Origin of the sequence: Brachybacterium sp. NBEC-018 (assembly GCF_024860185.1) — a bacterium.
GTDB classification, from domain to species: Bacteria; Actinomycetota; Actinomycetes; order Actinomycetales; family Dermabacteraceae; genus Brachybacterium; species Brachybacterium rhamnosum.
Window position 1 is genome coordinate 1 of sequence record NZ_CP100650.1, and the last position, 17,031, is coordinate 17,031.

Below are 17,031 nucleotides of genomic sequence, written 5' to 3' on the forward strand. Positions count from 1 at the left end.
GTGAAGTCCACCGACGGCGGCCGCACCTGGGCCGCGAAGGACACCACGAAGCCCATGTTCTCCGACGAGGAGTTCACGACGATCTGGTTCGCGGACTTCGGCCAGGGCGGCGAGTGGAACGACTCGGACTACGCCTACGCGTACGCGACGGACCACAACTGGCGCGGCCGCGGCGATGTGTACCTCGCGCGCGTCCCCAAGGACCGCGTGGACGACCGAAAGGCGTGGGAGTTCTACACGGGCGCCTCCGCGAAGGGCGCTCCCCGCTTCTCGAAGAGGATCGAGGAGAAGGCCCCGGTGCTCCAGGACCACCGCCTGAACTACGACAACACCTTCGAGGACACGGTCCCCTCCATGGAGGGCGGGATCATCTCCCAGGGCGGCACGCTCTACAACCCGGTGCTGGACCGCTACCTGATGTCCTCGTGGTCGTGGGGCAGCCAGCACTTCTACGAGTCGGAGACCCCGTGGGGCCCGTGGCGCGAGGCGAGCTACCACGACACGACCCGCACCTCGGAGCCCGACGTGCAGATCTGGGGCTACGGCATCTCCCTGCTCTCGAAGTTCATGAGCGAGGACGGTCGCTCGATGCAGATGCAGTCCAACCAGTGCTGCGGCCTGCCGGACGCGAACCCGAACTACAACTTCAACCTGCGCACCTACACGCTCACCCCGCTCGACGACGCGACCCATGACGCGCCCACCGGCGAGGACCTCGCGACCCTCGAGGACGCCGTGCCCGTCTCGAAGTCCGTGTTCCAGGGGACCCTCGAGCCGCTCACCGACGGGGACCCCGCGACCGCCGTCACCGACTGGGACGGCGAGGTGAAGAACCACTCCTGGTGGGGCGTCACCTGGCCCACCACCCGCACCGTCAACCAGGTCGAGTTCACGACCGGCACCCCCGCGGAGGACGGCGGCTGGTACACCGACGTGCCCTGGGTGGAGGTGCGCGTGGACGGCACGTGGGAGCCCGTGCCCGGTCAGTCACTCTCCCCCACCTTCGACCCGACGCCCAGCGGGCCCGCGACCCACACGGTCGTCTTCCCCGCGACCGCCGCGACCGGCGTGCGCCTCATGGGCAACGCCGGCGGCCAGCACCGCTACACCTCGATGGCCGAGTTCAGCGCCTCGCACGTGCCGGGCCGGCTGCTCGACGGCGGCTTCGAGGCGACGAGCGACCTCACCCGCGGGGCCTGGCGCTTCGACGGCACCTCCGCCCGCGGCATCGACACCGGCTGCTGCTCGCAGTCCGGGGAGAAGAACGTCTGGATGCGCACCGCGGAGGACCTGGGCCGCCAGCTCGTGACCCAGCGGGTCTCCGTGCAGCCCGGGGAGACCTACACCGTGGGCGCGCAGATGCGCTCCTCCGAGGGGGTCGCCACCCAGTTCCTCGGGGCGCGCTGGGAGGGCGGTGACGCGATCGAGGCGCTGCCCGTCGCGACGGACGCCTACGAGTACCGCCCCTACACGAGCACCTTCACGGTGCCGGACGGCGTCACCAGCGTCGAGGTGGTCGCGGGCTACTCGGCCGACGGCGGCGACAACTGGACCCAGGTCGACGACGTCACCCTCGAGGCGACGGGCTGAGCGGGATGTCCGACGGGGAGGCTTAGGGACGGCGCCCCGTCGGACCCGCCCGGCAGTCGGACCTGCTCAGCCGTCGGACCCGCTCAGTCGTCGCAGCTGCAGTGGCCGCGCTGCTCCGTGGTGACGGTGCCGGCGCCCGGCACGTGGGCGGCGCCGGCGAGATCGACCCGGTCCACCTGCAGCAGGGCGTCCTCCTCGGCACCGACCTGGCCGACCACGACCTCGAGCTCGTCCACGCCGGCGGGCACCTCCACCCGGACCCGGTGATCGGCGGGCACCCCGGGATCCCCGGCGGCGAAGGACTCCACCTGCTCGCCGCCGCCCCAGCGGGCGCCCACGAGCACCGTCGCGGAGGCGTCGGTGGTGCGGGTCCAGGCGGTGACCTCGAGCGTCTCGCCGGAGCGCACGCTCACCTGCTCCGTATACGGCTGCGGGCCCAGATCCGCCGGCGGGATCGTCGCGGCGCTCGCGGGCAGGGCGACGAGCAGCGCCGAGGCCGCGAGCAGCATCGCCGCCCGCCGGGAGCGGGGACGGGGGCGGGAGCGGGGACGGGGAGGCGGGGGCATCGGCCGTCGGCCTCTCATCCCTGGACGTCCGCGACGTCGAGCCGGTCCTTCCAGCGGAAGTCCGGGTCCGGGCGTGGCACGGAGTCCAGCAGCAGCCGCGTGTACTCGTGCTGCGGATCGGACATCACCGTCGTCACGGGCCCCTCCTCGACGACGACCCCGCGGTTCAGCACCATCATGTCCCCGCCCACGTAGTGCACGGTGGCGAGGTCGTGGGTGATGAACAGGGTGGTCATGCCGTGCTCCGAGGAGAAGGCACGGAGGATGTCGAGGAACGCCTTGCGCACCTGCGCGTCGAGCATCGAGACGGGCTCGTCGGCCACGACGTACTGGGGCCGCAGCAGGTGCACCCGCGCGAGCATGACGCGCTGGCGCTGCCCGCCCGAGAGCTGGTGCGGGTAACGGCCCAGCACCTGGTCCGGGTCGAGCTTCACGGCGGCGAGGGACTCGCGGATCATCGCGAGGCCCTTCTCCGCGCTCGAGGCGAGACGGAACTTCCTCACTGCCATGTGGAGCACGCGGTCCACCGTGTACACGGGGTTGAAGATCGCGTACGGATCCTGGAACACGGGCTGCACCGCCCGGCGGTACTCGTCCAGCTGCCGCCGGGACATGGCGTAGACGTCCTGGCCGTCGTACCGGACGGCGCCCGCGGTGGGCGGCTGCAGTCCCAGGATGTTCCGGGCGAGGGTGGACTTGCCGCTGCCGGACTGCCCCACGAGGCTCACGATCCGACCGGGCTCCGCGTCGAGCGTGAAGGACACGTGGTCCACGGCCACCGTGCGGCCGCCCGCGGTGCCGCGGGCACGGAACTCCTGGACGAGGTCGTCGACCTCGATGCGGGGAGGGCTGGTCTGCTCAGGCATCGATACCTCCGGCGACGGTCCCCTCCATGGTGGGGATCGACTCGATCAGGGAGCGGGTGTACGGGTCGCGGGGGTCCTTGAAGACCTGGCGCACGTCCCCCACCTCCACGACCCGGCCCTCGTTCATCACGGCGATGCGGTCCACGAGCTGCGCGTGCACACCCATGTCGTGGCTGATGAGGATCACGGTCGAGCCGTAGGTCTCCACGAGGTCCGCGAGCAGCTGGAGCACGACCCGCTGGATCGTCACGTCGAGCGCGGTGGTGGGCTCGTCGGCGACGACGATGTCCGGCTCGAGGGCCATGCACATGGCCATGAGCACGCGCTGCTTCATGCCGCCGGAGAGCTCGTGCGGGTACATCCGCGCGACGGCGGGGCTCAGGCCCACCTGCTCGAGCAGCCCCGCGATGTGGGCGTCCAGGCCGCGGCGCCGCTGCGGCTCGTGCTCGAGGATCACGTCCCGGAACTGGTCACGGATCCGGATCACCGGGTTCAGCGAGTTCATCGACCCCTGCGGCAGGTAGGAGATGTTCCGCCAGCGCAGGGAGCGCATGCGGCCCGCGTCGATCCCGAGCAGGTCCACCTCGGGGCCGGCCTCCGGGCGGAAGGTCGCACTGCCGGAGGCGACCCGGCCGGGCGCCTTGAGCAGCCGCAGCAGGGTCACGGCGAGCGTGGTCTTCCCGCTCCCGGACTCCCCCGCGATGCCGAGGATCTCGCCGCGGCGCACGTCGAGGTCCACGTCCTGGAGGACCCGCGCGGGACCGGAGGGGGTCGCGTACTCGACGTCGAGGCCGCGCACGGTGAGGATGTCGTCCTGGTCCATGTCACGCACCCTTCAGACGGGGGTTGTACATCTCCTCGAGACCGAAGTTGATCATGTTCAGCCCGGCGAACAGGCCGATGAGGATGACGATCGGCACCACGAACAGCGGCCAGGCGCCCAGCGTGAGGGCGCCCGTGTCGATCGCGGTGAAGATGAGGAACCCCAGGTCGATGACGCCGGAGGGGCCGAGGCCGATCACCTGCAGGCCCAGCAGCCCGAACACGGCCCCCAGCGCGGAGGACGCGAAGCCCACGCCGATGAACGGCAGCAGGTTGGGCAGCAGCTCCTTGACGATGATCTCCATGTCCCCCATCCGCGAGACCCGCGCGAGCTCCACGTAGGGCCGGGTGCGCAGGGTGAGCACCTGGGAGCGGATCGTGCGGGCGGAGAACGGCCACGCGAAGATCGCGAGCATGAGGCTCACCTGGAAGAGCGTGACCTCCTTCGCGTAGGCGGACATCGCGATGAGCAGCGGCAGCGTGGGCACCACGAGCAGCATCGAGGTGCAGGCCGAGAGCACCGTGTCGATGACACCGCCCTTGTAGCCGGCCACGAAGCCGACGATCACGCCGACCACCGTGGAGACGATCCCGGCGACGGCGCCGATCTGCAGCGAGACACGGGTGCCGGAGACGACCATGGCGAGCACGTCCCGGCCGTAGCGGTCGGTGCCCAGGAGGTTGCGGCCGCCGGGCATCTGCCAGCGCTCGAAGGCGGCGAGCGCCGTCGGGTCCGTACCGCCGCCGATGGCCCTCGAGATCACGGGCGAGAGCAGGGCGACGGCGACGAGCGTGACGAGCAGGCAGCTGCCGATGAGGAACTTGCGGTTGGTGCGGAGCAGGCCGAGCACCCCGCGGAGCAGACGTCGGATCATGTCCTCACCTCCAGTAGGTGACGCGGGGATCGAGCACGGGCAGCAGGAAGTCCAGCAGCAGGTTCGCCGTGAGCACGGTGATGATCGCGACGATGGTGGTGCCGAGCATCGTGTTGAAGTCGAGGATCGAGATCGAGTTCACGAGCAGCACCCCCAGCCCGGGATAGCTGAACAGCTGCTCCACCAGCACGTTCCCGCTGAAGATGAAGCCCAGCCCGATCCCGAAGGCGGTCACCTGCGGGAGATAGCAGTTGCGCACCGCGTAGTTCATGAGGATGGTGCGGTGGCGCAGTCCTTTGGCCTCCGCGAACTGGAGGAAGTCCTCGCCGAGGATCGGCACCATGAGCATGCGGGTGCTCAGCAGCCAGCCGAGCACGCCGACCCCCACGATCGAGACCGACGGCAGGATCGCGTGGTTCAGCACCGAGAGCACGTAGTCCAGCGAGAAGGTGCCCGCGAAGGCGGAGTCGTAGGCGGAGCGGGAGGGGAACCAGCCCAGCACGTAGGCGAAGACGTACACGAGGATCAGCGCAACGAAGTAGAACGGCACCTGGCCGAACACGATCGAGGCGTTGGTCGCGAACTCCGCGTCGGCCTTGCCCCGGCGCCATCCGGCGAGCGCCCCGAGGGCCATGCCGATGACCCACGAGAGCACGGCGGAGACGCCGAGCAGCCCGATCGTCCAGGGCAGCGCCCGCAGGATGAGGTCCTGGGTGGGCGTGGGATAGGCGAGCAGCGAGGGGCCCATGTCGACGTCGATGAACAGCTTCTTCATGTAGCGCAGGTACTGCTCGAAGAGGTTGCCGTCGAGGCCGAACTCGGTGCGGTAGCGCTTGATGACCTCCTGGCTCGCGCTCGAGTCCTTGCCGTACTGGCGCTCGAGGGTGAGCAGGAGGGTCTGCACCGGGTCGCCGGGGATGAGCCGGAAGAAGAAGAACGTGAGGGTGACCGCTCCCCACAGCTCGACGACGAACAGCCCCAGGCGGCGCACGGCGTAGCGGAGGAACTCGCCGCCGCGACGGCCGCCGCGGGCGGCGCGCCCGGTCACGGCGGGGGCGCCCGCGGGGGCGCCGCCCGGCCCGGCCTCCGCTGCCGGGTCCGGGTCCACGTGCTCCGTGCCGACGGAGCCCGGGATGGTCACTCGGGTGCCTTCTGGCCGGTGGACTCGATGCCGCCGAGCCCGAAGAGAAAGTGCCCCCACCAGGGGAAGGGCAGGGCGTACATGTCGTCGCCCGCGGGCCAGTTCTTCCAGAAGGTGCTGTTGAAGTACTGGGTGCCGGGGGTCTGCACGACGGGCACGAACGGGAGGCGCTCGAAGTAGCGCTCCATGCCCTGGCGGTAGAGCTCCATCGCCTCGTCCCCCGCGGGGTCGAGCTGGCCGAGCTTCTCGACGACGTCCTCCATCTCCTCGTCGTCCAGGCGCACGTTGTTGCCCTCGGTGGCCTCCTTGCCGAGCGGGGCGATGGCCTCCTTCGGGTAGGGCTTCAGCACGTCGCGCGGGTCGTTGCGGAAGTCGCAGGACCAGCCGACCTGGACGTCGAACTCGCCGGCCTTGCCGGCCTCGTCGTAGACGGCCGGGGCGACGCTGCGGTAGGTCGCGGCGACGCCGAGGTCCACGAGCTCCTTGCGCAGCAGCTCGCCGACGTTGAACAGCGGGGAGCCGACGGCCTCCGTCGTGATGATCTCGATGCTCGCCTTCTTCCCGTCGTACATCCGGGTGCCGCCGGAGTCCTTCGGGGCGATCTCGTCGAGCAGGGCCGCGGCCTTCTCGGGGTCGTAGGTGAGCGGGTACTTCTCCGCGAGCTCGGGGAAGCTGAACTTCGAGGTGGACTCGTAGTTCGCCCACGGCCACTGGGCGGGCTCGGTGACCACGGGCATCACCTTCGTCGCGATGGTCTCGCGGTCCACGAGGCAGCTGATCACCCAGTGCATCTTCGGGTCGCCGACGACCCCGCGCTCCGCGGCGGAGTTCACCCAGAGCCCGCGCGGGCAGGGGTCCAGGAAGGTCGCGGTGACGAGGGCGGGGTAGCCCTTGGCCTCGAGCTGGGCGGCGTACTCGGCGTCGACGGAGCCGTAGTCCGTCTGCGCGCGTTCGAAGAGCAGCGCGGCGGCGTCGGCCTGCGGCGGGATCGTGTGCCAGATGGCGTACTTCGCCTTGGGGTCGAGGTTCTCGGCGTTCCAGTAGTCGGGGTTGCGCTCCCAGACGAACATCTTCTGGTCAGGGATGGCCTGCTTGAGCGTGTAGGGGCCCGTGCGCACGGGCGGGTTGTCCATGAACGTCGCCGGGTCCTGCTTCTCCCAGATGTGGGCGGGCTTCATGTCGAAGGCGTCGATGAGGACGTTGACGAAGAGGTAGTGGAAGCGCGGGTTGGGGTTCTTCAGGGTGAGGACGGCGGTGTGGTCGTCCGGTGTGGCGACGTCGGTGATGTCCTTGTAGTCGCCGCCGCCGCGGAGCAGGTCGTCGTGGTCGCGGGCGAGGCCGATCGTGTAGGCGAAGTCCTTGGAGGTGACGGGCTCGCCGTCGCTCCAGGCGGCCTTGGGGTTCAGGGCGATCGTGAACTCGGTGAAGTCCTCGTTGAACTCCCACTTCTCGGCGAGCCACGGGATCGTCTCGCCGGAGACGGGGTCGAGGTAGAACAGCGACTCCATGCAGGAGGCGTGGAAGCCGCTGCCGAGAGGTGCCCCGTTGGGGATGAGGTTGTTCCAGTTGTCGAAGATCTGGAAGTCCGCGCCGTCGACGAAGATGACGGTCTCCTCGCGCGGCGTGGGGATGTTCGCCTTCGCGATCTGCACCTCCTCACCGCCGCCCTTGGTGCCGCCGTTGTCGGTGTAGGAGCCGCCCGCGCAGGCGGCGAGGAGTCCGGTCGCGGCGACGCCGCCGGCGGCCAGGAGGCCCCGGCGGCTCAGCTGGTAGGCGACGACGTCGTCGCGGTCCAGGTGCGGACGGAACGAAGAGGAAGAGGGGGAGGGAGAGGTCATGCGTGCCTCGTTTCGCGAAGCCCCCGAGGGCACGACCGCAGCCGGGGCTCCTTTGCCCAGCACGCCCGTGGGGAATCGATTACCGCAGTGTGCCACAGCCCACTCTCCCACGTGAGCATTGTGGAGAACTTCGGCGCGGCCCAGTATCCGCGCAGGTCACGCCCCGATCGACGCGCCCGACGCAGTGGCGCCGGACAGGTCCCCCGACCCGCCCGGCGCCATGTTCCCCCACCCGCTCGTGGCGGGACCGGTCAGCCCAGACCGGCCCCGTACGCGAAGGCCTCCCCCGTGCCGTCCGCCGTCGGGATGGCGACGGGGAGTCGGCCCGCCGGGCTCACCCGGCCGACGACGATCCCCGCGAGCGCGCGCAGGGAGCACAGGGCGTCGGAGTACAGGGCGATCGAGGTGTCCACCTCCCCCACGTGCACCACGTCGTAGGGGTTCCGCAGGGAGGCGTGGAGCACCGGCGTGCCCGTCGCCGCGGCCTCCTTCACGGCCGTGACCTGCGCGGCCGGCGTGACGAAGGAGCTCGAGGAGGTCAGCGCCACGACGAGGTCCGCGCCGGCGGCGTCGGCCGCGGCGCCGCGGGAGGCCTCGAGCCCCCGGTCCTCGAGCGCGGTGACGAGGGCGTCCTGCACGGCGGCGCTGCCCGCGCCGAGCACGATGACGCTCGCGCCGCGGCGCAGCGGGAGCGCCGAGCCCTCGACGAGCAGGGTCGCGGCGTCCCCGGCGATCCTCTCCGCGGTGCGCAGCGCGTCGCGACAGCCGAGCTCCCGCTCCGCACGCCCCGGGTCCACCTCGGGCGCGCCGTCGAGCAGACCGCGCCGCGCCTTCTGGCGCAGGATGCGGCGCACGGAGGCGTCGAGCCGCTCCGCGGTGATCTCCCCCGACTCGACCGCGGCGCGCACTCCGCCGATCGCGACGGCGAGATCCGGCGGCATGAGCATCTGGTCCGCCCCCGCGAGGATCGCCTCGACGGGGACGCGGTCGTCGCCGAACATCGTGCGCACGCCCTCCATGGCGAGGGAGTCGGTGACGATGACGCCCTCGAAGCCGATCTCCTCGCGCAGCACGCCCGTGAGGATCGGGTGGGAGAGGGTCGCGGGGACGCCGGAGTCGTCGAGCGCGGGGACCACGATGTGCGCGGTCATGATCGCGTCGACGCCGTCCTCGACCGCGCGGCGGAAGGGCGGGAGGTCGATCTCGTCGAGCTCCTCGCGGCTGTGGTCGATGACGGGCAGGCCCACGTGCGAATCGGTCGCGGTGTCCCCGTGGCCGGGGAAGTGCTTCACGGTCGCGGAGATGCCGCGCTTCTGCGCCTCGCGCAGCTGGGCGCTCGCGAGATCGGCGACGAGCTCGGGATTCGCGCCCACGGAGCGCACGCCGATCACGGGGTTCTGCGCGTTGACGTTGACGTCGCAGATGGGGGCGTAGTTCTGGGTGAAGCCGACGGCGGCGAGCTCGTCGGCCGTGATGCGGGCGGCCTTGCGGGCGTGCACCTCGGAGCGGCTCGCGCCGAGCGCCATCGCGCCGGGCAGGGCGGTCGCAGGGGCGGGCAGGCGCTTGACCACGCCGCGCTCCTCGTCGATGCCGATCATGAGCGGCACCTCCCCGGCCTCCGCCGCGGCGCGCTGCGCGCCGGCGGTCCAGCCCGCGGCCGCCTCGATCGAGTCGACGTTCCCGGACCACGCGAAGGCAATGAGCCCGCCGACGTGGTGGGTGGAGATGATCTCCGCGGTGCTGGCGACGCCCGCGCTCGTCGTGTTCTCCTCGCGCGCCTCGTCCACCGTGGCGCCGTAGCCGACGGCGATGAAGAGCTGGCCGATCTTCTGCTCGGTGCTCATCGCGGCGAGCCGCTCCTCGACCTGGGTGTCGAGGTCTCCCCCGTGGTGGCCGCCCTTCGCAGGCGCGGCGACGGCAGGTGCGAGCGGGACGGCGGCGGCGCCGAGCACGGCCGCGGCGCCGAGGCCGCGACGGGTGAGCTGAGGGGAGCTGGTCATGGGGACTCCTGGGGTGGGGAGGGAGGTGCGGGGACGGGACTGCTCAGTAGAGGCGGTGACGGCGGGAGGCGCGCTCGAAGGAGCGCACGTCCTCGCGCCAGGCGCGGACGACCGTCTCCGGGTCCTCGCCCGCGTCGAGCATGAGCCGCGTGCGGGTGGTGCCGGAGAGCTTGTCGATCCAGCAGACGTCCGCCTCGGTGCGGCACTTCTCCCCCTCGCGCCAGTCGACCTCCTCGACCTCGCGCAGCAGGGCGGAGAGCACGTGGATGCCGGTGCGCACCGGCTCGTAGGCCTCCTCGTCGACGAGGTGGATCTGCACGCCGCCGCAGAACTCGCCGGCGTGCTTCGAGGTGGTGGGCGTCGCGAACATCGGCCGGAAGCGCACACCCGGGAGCTCCGCCGCGTCGAGCGCGGCGATCACCGCGTCCACGAGCTCCTCGGTGAGGAACGGCGCGCCGAACCAGAGGAAGGGGGTCGTGGTGCCGCGGCCCTCGGAGACGTTGATCGCCTCGATGAGGCCGGTGCCGGCGTAGACGATCGCCGTCTCCCGGGTGGGCACGTTCGGCGAGGGCAGCACCCAGGGCAGCCGCGCCGCCGCGGCGGCGGGATCCTCCGGGTCGTAGCCGGTCATGGGCACGACGTCGAGCTGCACGGCGCCGTCCAGGAACTCCTGCGCGAAGTAGGTGGCGAGCTCGCCGACGGTCAGGCCGTGGCGCTGCGGGATCTCCTTCAGCCCCACGAAGCTCGAGAGGGCGGGGTCCAGCAGGAAGCCCTCGACGACGGTGCCGAGCGGGTTCGGCCGGTCCAGCACCACCACCCGCCTGTCGTTCTCGCCGGCGGCCTCGAGCAGGTAGTAGAGGGTCCAGATGTAGGTGTAGAAGCGGGCGCCGATGTCCTGGATGTCGAAGACGAGCACGTCGACGTCGGCGAGCATCTCCGGCGTGGGCTTCTGCGTGGCACCGTAGAGGGAGCGCACGGGCAGGCCGGTGCGCTCGTCGACATAGTCCTCGACGCTGCCGCCGGCGGGCTCCGCCCCGCGCACGCCGTGCTCGGGGCCGAAGAGCGCGACGAGCTCGAAGCCGCCCTTCTCCTGCGCGCCCAAGAGCAGGTCGATCGTGGAGGTGAGCGTGGAGTCCGTGCCGGTGGGGTTGGTGACCAGGCCGACCTTCGCGCCCTCCAGCAGGGAGAGCTGCTCGCCCTCGAGGAGGTTCTCGACGCCGAGCCGGAACCGGTGCTTTCCTTTCCCCTTGCCGTTCCCCTTCGCGGGCGCGGCGGGTGCCGCGGCGGCCGCTCCCGCGGTCGCGAGCACGGCGCCGGCCGGCAGCGCGGAGAGGCTCGTGAGGACCCGGCGACGACCGGGGCGGGACGCGGTGGATGCGGAACTTTCTTCCATGCTGCGTGATGCCACGGGGACTCCTGGAGGACCTCGGGGAACGGGGACCCCGACGGCCGTCTCGCCTGCCCGACCTCCGGGAACCCTGCATGACCGGCCTCGTCGCCGATCAGGTGCGGGATGGATGGTCACGCTAGCAAGGGTGACGCCGGCGGACAAGGGTCGCCGCGACACCGCAGGCGCGCGGCGCGCCCCGCCCGTCGGCCGCCGTGGTGGAAGTTCCTTCCGACGACTCAGGCGGCGGGGGTGGTACCCCAGGTCGCCTTGAGGTCGTCCACGTACTGCCGGAGGATCGCGACCATGTCGACGGAATCGTCGAGCAGCCACTGCACCTGGAGACCGTCCATCAGCGCGACCATCTGGCGGGCGATCGTGCCGACGGGGGCGTCCGCCCGCACGCGGCCGAGCTCCTGGTCCCGGATCAGGCACGCGGAGAGCGAGGCGAGCACATCCCGGAAATGCCCCGCCATCCACGGGTGCGCGGGGTGGTCCTCGGTGACGGCCTCCCCCACCATCGTCGTGTAGAGGAGCACGAGCTGGTGCCGCGTGGAGTTCACGGCGGCGACGTCGACGAGCTGGTCGAAGCAGGTCCACGGTTCGTCGTCGAGCCGCAGGCCGCCCTCGTTGTCCATGACGTCGCGGTAGGCGAGCACGGCCCCCAGGAGGGCCTTCTTCGAGGGGAAGTGGTGGGCGAGGCCCGAGGGGGAGATCCCCGCGGCCTCCGCGACCTGGGACATGGAGGTCGCTGCGAAGCCCTGGCGCGCGATGAGATCGACGGCGGCACGCAGCGCGCTCTCCCGGATCACGGCGGAGTCCTGGCCCCGGGGACGACCGGGGCGACGGCGGGCGGTCCTGCCTCGTTGCGGGACAGCAGTCATGGGAGACCCTTCGGCACGGGAGGGATCGTCATCGACCCCCGGGGACGCCGGTGCCGGAGCGGCGAGGCCGCTCCGGCACCGGTTCATTGGTACGGGCTCACTATTTCACGGAGCGGATGAACATCGTGAGCACGGCGCCGAGAACGGCCGCCGCGAGTGCCAGGACGAGGAGCGCCGTGAAGTCCGTGCCGCCGCCGAGGTTCGCGAGCAGGAAGCCGCCGACACCCGGGGCCAGCGACTGCGGCAGGGCGTTCGCCATGTTGAACACACCGAGGTCCTTGCCGGTGTTCATGCGGTCCGGGAGCACCTCGAAGACGAGCGCGAGATCGACCGCGAGGTACGCGCCGTAGGAGAGACCGAGGATCGCCTCGACGACGTAGAACATGCTCACGGAGTCCACGTGGAGCAGCATGTAGGTGCCGATGCCGAAGACGAGGATCGCAACGGCGACGATCACCTTGCGGCGGCCGATCCGGTCCGAGATCCAGCCGGCGGCCAGGCTCGCGACCATCGAGGCGACGGTGTAGATCGTGACGCCGAGGGCAACGGCCCCGGCGGCGCTCGCCGTGTCCAGGCCGAGGTGGTTCTGCATGTACAGCAGGCGGAACGAGGTGAACAGGTAGGACGCGAAGATGATCATGAACCGGCCCCACCAGGCCAGGCCGAAGTCCGGGTACCGGATCGGGTTGGTCCAGAAGGTGGAGAGCAGCTCGCGGAGGTTGAACGGGTACTTGTTCTTCACGAGCACCGGCTCGGGGATCGCGAGCGCGTAGATCACCATCGCGATGAAGCCGATGACGGCGGGGACCATGAACAGCAGCAGCATGTTCTCGGTGAAGAAGGAGCCCATCCAGGTGGCGACCATGATGCCGACGTTCTGGGCGATGCCCACGAGGCCGGAGGTCTTGCCGTACTGCTCCTCGGAGAGCTGGTCGGCGAGGGAGGCGGTGTAGGCCGCGAAGCCCGTGTTCGCGAAGGCCTGGGCCAGGAACCAGCCGACCGCGAGGGTCAGGGTGTTCGTGCCGAGGGCGATGACGAGCAGCGCCACGGCGAGCCCCGTCACGCCGATGACGATCCACGGACGGCGCCGACCCCAGCGGCCGATCGTGCGATCGGAGATGCGACCGCCGACCGCGTTGAAGATGACGGCGGCGAGGGCGCCGCCGGGGAGGATCGTCGCAAGCATGGAGGCCTGCTGCGCCGGGTCGTCGGTGAGGCTCGCGACCTTGAGCTGGAGCGAGACCATCACCGGGGCGAGCAGTGCGACGAACAGGCCGAACTGCCCCAGGAAGACGGCACCGACGTACCAGACCGGCTTCTTCGTGTCCGGCTTGATGCCGAGGTGCGGGATCGGGAGCTTGGGGCCGATGAGGTTCGGGCTGCCCTGGAGGTCGATCGTCGGATCCGGGGCGAACCCGGTGCCGGGGTCATGAGAGGTCACGAGAGGACTCCTTCGTCACGTGGCGCGCATGCGTCGTTGCAAGTCGCTCACTGCGACTTGGAGGAGATTATTAGTTCCATGCCACTAATTTGTCGAGACCGAACCGTCCAGTGGTTGGTTTTCCGTCGCGGACTCCCGATCGACCCCTCCATGACCTGCGGCGCCCTTCTCGTAGCGTGAGCGAGCGCACATCGCTTCGTGCCGCGTAGCGAGACGCGGCGCCGCCCCGGAAGGGCGACGCCGCGCTCGGTGGTGCGAAGGACGCGGCTCAGGCGGCGCGGCGGCCTGCCGCGAGGTCGAGGAGGTGGTCGAGCACGCCCTCGCCGCTCGCGCGGAGGCCGTTGTGCTCGAACTCGCTGGTCACCCAGGTCCTCATCAGCGGCAGCAGGGCCGCGGTGGCGAGCGAGGCCTCCCGCGGCACGTAGGCGTCCTCGAAGTAGACGGCCGCGGCGGCCGGGACCTCGGCCGCGCGCAGGGCCTGCTCGTCGTACAGCCGCGGCCACGCGTGCGCGGCGAGGATCTCGGCCGCCTCCGCGAAGGGCGCGAGCTCGGGATCCTCGCTGATCGCCTCGTGGTGCATGTGCTCCCCCGCGAGCAGCGTCGGGTCCTCCCGCACCGCCGCGGGCATGGTGCGCTCCGCCGTCCACGCGGTCGCGGTGCCGTCGGCCCAGCAGGACTCGTGGATCACGGCGTACAGCGGGTTCCGCCCGCCGAAGGGCAGCGCCGCGGCGAGGTCGTGCGCGAAGGCCGGGGAGTCCGGGTCCAGATCCAGCAGCAGGTGCAGCCTCTCCTGGCCGGAGGAGGCGCCCAGCAGGTGCCCCAGCCGGCGCAGCCGCTCCACGCCCACGGTCCCGCCGGGGACCCGCAGGGTGCCCGCGGCGGCGCGGTCCGCGAGCGCGCGGAAGCGGTCCCGGTCCCCCGGGAAGCGGTCCCAGTAGCGCTCGGAGCGCACCGCCATGCCCTCCCAGGTGAGGCGGTAGGCGGCCTCCATGTCCGGGCCCACGCTCGGCAGCCCGCCCGTGAACAGCGCCGTCTCCACGGAGCTCGCGTGCGCGCTGAGGTAGCGCAGCGCCGTGAAGCCGCCGAAGGACTGCCCGAGCAGGCTCCAGCGCTCCGCGCCGAGGTGCTCGCGCAGCAGCTCCGCGTCCCGGGCGATCGCGTCGGCCCGGAAATGGGTGAGGTACTTCGCCTGCTGCTGCGGGCTCGCCTCACGCAGGGTCGCGGCGCCGTCGGCCACCCCCTCCGGCAGCGGCGCGTCCAGGCCCACCGGGGTGGAGCGGCCGGTGCCGCGCTGGTCGAGCATCACCACGCGGAACTCGCGCAGCGCGCGGGGCAGCCAGCCCGGCGTCGAGGCGTCGAGAGGGCGCGGGGCCTCGGAGCCGGGACCGCCCTGGAGGAAGACGAGGTAGGGCAGGTCCTCCCCGCCGGGGGCGGTGACGATGCGGGCGAAGAGCTCGATCCGCGGCGAGGCCGCGTCCGCATGGTCCAGCGGGACGGGGAGGGTGACGTCGGACAGGCGGAGTCCGGGCAGGGACCAGGTGGTGGCGCTCATGGACCCAGCGTAGGCCGCAGGTCAGGAGGGGACCGCGGCGTCGGCGTCCCCGTCGGCGATGCCGGCGCCGTCGCGGCTGGTGCACCCGGGGAAGAACTCCCACTCGAAGGTGTGGAGGGCCCCGGGACGGTCCGTGCGGTCGCGGGCGCGGTCCACGACGACCTCCGCGATCCGGGAGAAGACGTCCTGGACGCCGAAGTAGCTGATCGCGCCGAAGTACAGCGACTCCTCCGGCACGTCGCCGATCGAGATGATCTCGAGGTCCTCCGGGGTGCGCAGGCCGATCCTGTCCGCCGCGCGCTGCAGGGCGATCGCCTGGTAGCCGGTGTAGCAGATCACCGCCGCGGGCCGGTCCGGGCCGGCGAGCCAGTCGAGCGCGGAGAGGTACGTGGCGCGGTCGCCCGCCTCCGTGGTGCGCACGAGCCGCTCGGGCGGCCCGTCGCCGTGCTCGCGCGCCGCGTCGAGGAAGGAGCCCAGGCGCGGTCGGGGCGGCTCGTCCCCCACCGGGACCGGGTGCGGCGCGAGCAGGTGCACCACCGGGTGCCGGCAGCGCAGGAGCGCATAGGCCTCCCGCATCGCGGCGAAGGGGGTCGAGGCGATGACGTCGAAGCCCTCGGGCTCCATCTGCGCGGTGAACGCGACGATGCCGGAGTGGGAGCCCGCCGCGAGCCGGCGCGTGAGCGAGGGGCCGTCCGGCGTGAGGTCGATGCTCGTGATGAGCGCGGCATCCGCGGAGGCGCCCTGGAGGTACTCGAACCAGCGCTCGTCCGCGAGGACGAGGGTGGAGAGGTCGTGCGGGAGCGCGGTGGCCCGCACCTGCCGGGTGAGGCTCACGCCCCACGGGTCCCCGAGGGCGCTCAGCGCGAGCACGATCCCGCCGCCGCGGCCCGTGCGCATCGCCTGCGCGTGCCGGTTGGGGACGTAGCCGAGCTCCTCCGCGGCGGCGCGCACCCGCTCCTTCGTGCGCGGGGAGCCGGCGGAACGCAGTCCCCCGCGCCCGGACAGCACGAACGACGCCGTGGCGATCGAGACCCCCGCCCGTCGGGCGACATCCGCCAAGGTGGTCGTGCGGCCGCGCCCCCGCGCCGATCGTCCGGAGCCTGTCCCCGTGCTCATGCTCGCCCTCCCCCGGCGTCGCCCCCGAAGCCGCCGCAGCCGGCGCCCACCCTCGATGCTAACGGCGCCCCACGCCCCGGCCCCGGGCCTTCTCCGCATCGTGACCTCCGGTGTGAGGATCACCGGGCGAGGGCCCCGATGATCGGACCCACCGTCTGCAGCAGCAGGATCACGCCGATGATGCCGAGCGCCCAGGAGAGCGCGCTCGCGGAGCTGCCCACCGCCCACGTGTGCACGCGCTCCAGGGTGCGATCCGCGCGGGAGCCGAGCAGCAGGCGGATCCCGCACAGCACGAGCGCCGGGGCGATCATCAGCAGGCAGTAGCCGGTGAGCACGAGGGCGCCCACGCCGAGCCCCACCTCCTGCTCCGCGAGGATCCCCATCGCCGCCAGGTACGGGAGCATCGACGCGGCCTCGACCGCCCCCGCGAGCAGGGCCAGCCCCACGAGGGCCCGCGGGCTGCCGAGCGCGCGCCCCGCCCGCTCCGTCCACCTCCGGGCCGAGGCCTCCGGGTCCCCGCCGCGACGGCGCACGGCCTTGGGGTCCGTGCGGAAGGACGCCCACAGCAGCGCCGCGCCGACCACGGCGATCAGCACCGTGCCCACGGTCCCCGTGAGCAGGCCGCGCAGCGACTGCGCGAGCGGGAGCAGGCCCGCGAGCAGCAGCACACCGAGCGCGAGGTAGAAGACGCCGATGACGCCGAGGTAGAGCAGGGTCCCGCGCACCACGCGCCGCGCTCCGCCGGTCCCGGAGACCAGCAGGATCAGCGGGACGACGAGCGTCCCGATCGACGTGCCGTCCAGCAGCGCGAGCCCCACGAGGGCCGGCGGGGTGAGCGTCTCCGGGGTGAACTCCATGCTCCGATGCTCGCGCGGGCCGGGGCGGGCGGTCCTCCTCCGAAGGTGCCGATGAGGGCCGTGGCCCTGCTCACGGCGCCCCCCGCGCCCGTAGGC

The 17,031-nt window shown here is 71.8% G+C and carries 14 protein-coding genes; 1 reads left to right on the top strand and 13 read right to left on the bottom strand.

Annotated elements, in window-relative coordinates; all coding sequences use genetic code 11:
* Positions 1–1,590: a DUF4185 domain-containing protein gene (locus NLU66_RS00005; protein WP_259360909.1), complete on the top strand. Its 1,590-nt coding sequence runs from the start codon at positions 1–3 to the stop codon at positions 1,588–1,590.
* A gap of 83 nt (positions 1,591–1,673) precedes the next feature.
* On the opposite strand, the gene NLU66_RS00010 is transcribed toward NLU66_RS00005, so the two are convergent.
* From NLU66_RS00010 to NLU66_RS00070, 13 genes are all read right to left on the bottom strand, one after another.
* Positions 1,674–2,156, bottom strand: coding sequence for a hypothetical protein (locus NLU66_RS00010; RefSeq protein ID WP_259360910.1), 483 nt, complete (start codon positions 2,154–2,156; stop codon positions 1,674–1,676).
* A 14-nt stretch (positions 2,157–2,170) separates the two neighbouring features.
* On the bottom strand, positions 2,171–3,022 hold the full coding sequence (locus NLU66_RS00015; protein WP_259360911.1) for an ABC transporter ATP-binding protein: 852 nt from the start codon (positions 3,020–3,022) through the stop codon (positions 2,171–2,173).
* Positions 3,015–3,845: an ABC transporter ATP-binding protein gene (locus NLU66_RS00020; RefSeq protein WP_259360912.1), complete on the bottom strand. Its 831-nt coding sequence runs from the start codon at positions 3,843–3,845 to the stop codon at positions 3,015–3,017. Before NLU66_RS00020 ends, NLU66_RS00015 begins: the two co-directional genes overlap by 8 nt.
* A 1-nt stretch (position 3,846) precedes the next feature.
* A complete protein-coding gene (locus NLU66_RS00025) occupies positions 3,847–4,719 on the bottom strand; it encodes an ABC transporter permease (protein ID WP_259360913.1) in 873 nt (290 codons plus the stop codon).
* Positions 4,720–4,723: 4 nt separating this feature from the next.
* Positions 4,724–5,860, bottom strand: coding sequence for an ABC transporter permease (locus NLU66_RS00030; RefSeq protein WP_259360914.1), 1,137 nt, complete (start codon positions 5,858–5,860; stop codon positions 4,724–4,726).
* Positions 5,857–7,698: an ABC transporter substrate-binding protein gene (locus tag NLU66_RS00035; RefSeq protein ID WP_259360915.1), complete on the bottom strand. Its 1,842-nt coding sequence runs from the start codon at positions 7,696–7,698 to the stop codon at positions 5,857–5,859. The genes NLU66_RS00030 and NLU66_RS00035 overlap by 4 nt, the downstream gene beginning before the upstream one ends.
* Positions 7,699–7,949: 251 nt before the next feature.
* Positions 7,950–9,698 carry a glycoside hydrolase family 3 protein gene (locus NLU66_RS00040; RefSeq protein ID WP_259360916.1) on the bottom strand — a complete coding sequence of 583 codons (1,749 nt, stop codon included), beginning with the start codon at positions 9,696–9,698 and terminating at the stop codon, positions 7,950–7,952.
* Between the two features lie 43 nt (positions 9,699–9,741).
* Entirely contained in the window at positions 9,742–11,091 is a 1,350-nt protein-coding gene (locus tag NLU66_RS00045; RefSeq protein ID WP_259360917.1) for a DUF1343 domain-containing protein, read from the bottom strand.
* Positions 11,092–11,324: 233 nt separating this feature from the next.
* Positions 11,325–11,897, bottom strand: a complete 573-nt coding sequence (locus NLU66_RS00050) for a TetR/AcrR family transcriptional regulator (RefSeq protein WP_259360918.1) — start codon at positions 11,895–11,897, stop codon at positions 11,325–11,327.
* A gap of 172 nt (positions 11,898–12,069) precedes the next feature.
* Positions 12,070–13,410, bottom strand: coding sequence for an MFS transporter (locus NLU66_RS00055; RefSeq protein ID WP_259360919.1), 1,341 nt, complete (start codon positions 13,408–13,410; stop codon positions 12,070–12,072).
* A 268-nt stretch (positions 13,411–13,678) separates the two neighbouring features.
* A complete protein-coding gene (locus NLU66_RS00060; RefSeq protein WP_259360920.1) occupies positions 13,679–14,962 on the bottom strand; it encodes an alpha/beta hydrolase in 1,284 nt (427 codons plus the stop codon).
* A 21-nt stretch (positions 14,963–14,983) separates the two neighbouring features.
* Positions 14,984–16,078 carry a LacI family DNA-binding transcriptional regulator gene (locus tag NLU66_RS00065; protein WP_259360921.1) on the bottom strand — a complete coding sequence of 365 codons (1,095 nt, stop codon included), beginning with the start codon at positions 16,076–16,078 and terminating at the stop codon, positions 14,984–14,986.
* 119 nt (positions 16,079–16,197) lie between these two features.
* Positions 16,198–16,935 (bottom strand): GAP family protein, encoded by a 738-nt coding sequence (locus NLU66_RS00070; protein ID WP_259360922.1) that lies wholly within the window; start codon positions 16,933–16,935, stop codon positions 16,198–16,200.
* Positions 16,936–17,031: the final 96 nt, after the last annotated feature.

Bases quoted from the DNA above. Each gene is read 5' to 3' on its own strand.
- NLU66_RS00065 (WP_259360921.1), bottom strand. From the start codon at position 16,078: ATGAGCACGGGGACAGGCTCCGGACGATCGGCGCGGGGGCGCGGCCGC.
- NLU66_RS00060 (WP_259360920.1), bottom strand. From the start codon at position 14,962: ATGAGCGCCACCACCTGGTCCCTGCCCGGACTCCGCCTGTCCGACGTC.
- NLU66_RS00015 (WP_259360911.1), bottom strand. From the start codon at position 3,022: ATGCCTGAGCAGACCAGCCCTCCCCGCATCGAGGTCGACGACCTCGTC.
- NLU66_RS00035 (WP_259360915.1), bottom strand. From the start codon at position 7,698: ATGACCTCTCCCTCCCCCTCTTCCTCTTCGTTCCGTCCGCACCTGGAC.
- NLU66_RS00020 (WP_259360912.1), bottom strand. From the start codon at position 3,845: ATGGACCAGGACGACATCCTCACCGTGCGCGGCCTCGACGTCGAGTAC.
- NLU66_RS00025 (WP_259360913.1), bottom strand. From the start codon at position 4,719: ATGATCCGACGTCTGCTCCGCGGGGTGCTCGGCCTGCTCCGCACCAAC.
- NLU66_RS00040 (WP_259360916.1), bottom strand. From the start codon at position 9,698: ATGACCAGCTCCCCTCAGCTCACCCGTCGCGGCCTCGGCGCCGCGGCC.
- NLU66_RS00045 (WP_259360917.1), bottom strand. From the start codon at position 11,091: ATGGAAGAAAGTTCCGCATCCACCGCGTCCCGCCCCGGTCGTCGCCGG.
- NLU66_RS00070 (WP_259360922.1), bottom strand. From the start codon at position 16,935: ATGGAGTTCACCCCGGAGACGCTCACCCCGCCGGCCCTCGTGGGGCTC.
- NLU66_RS00010 (WP_259360910.1), bottom strand. From the start codon at position 2,156: ATGCCCCCGCCTCCCCGTCCCCGCTCCCGCCCCCGTCCCCGCTCCCGG.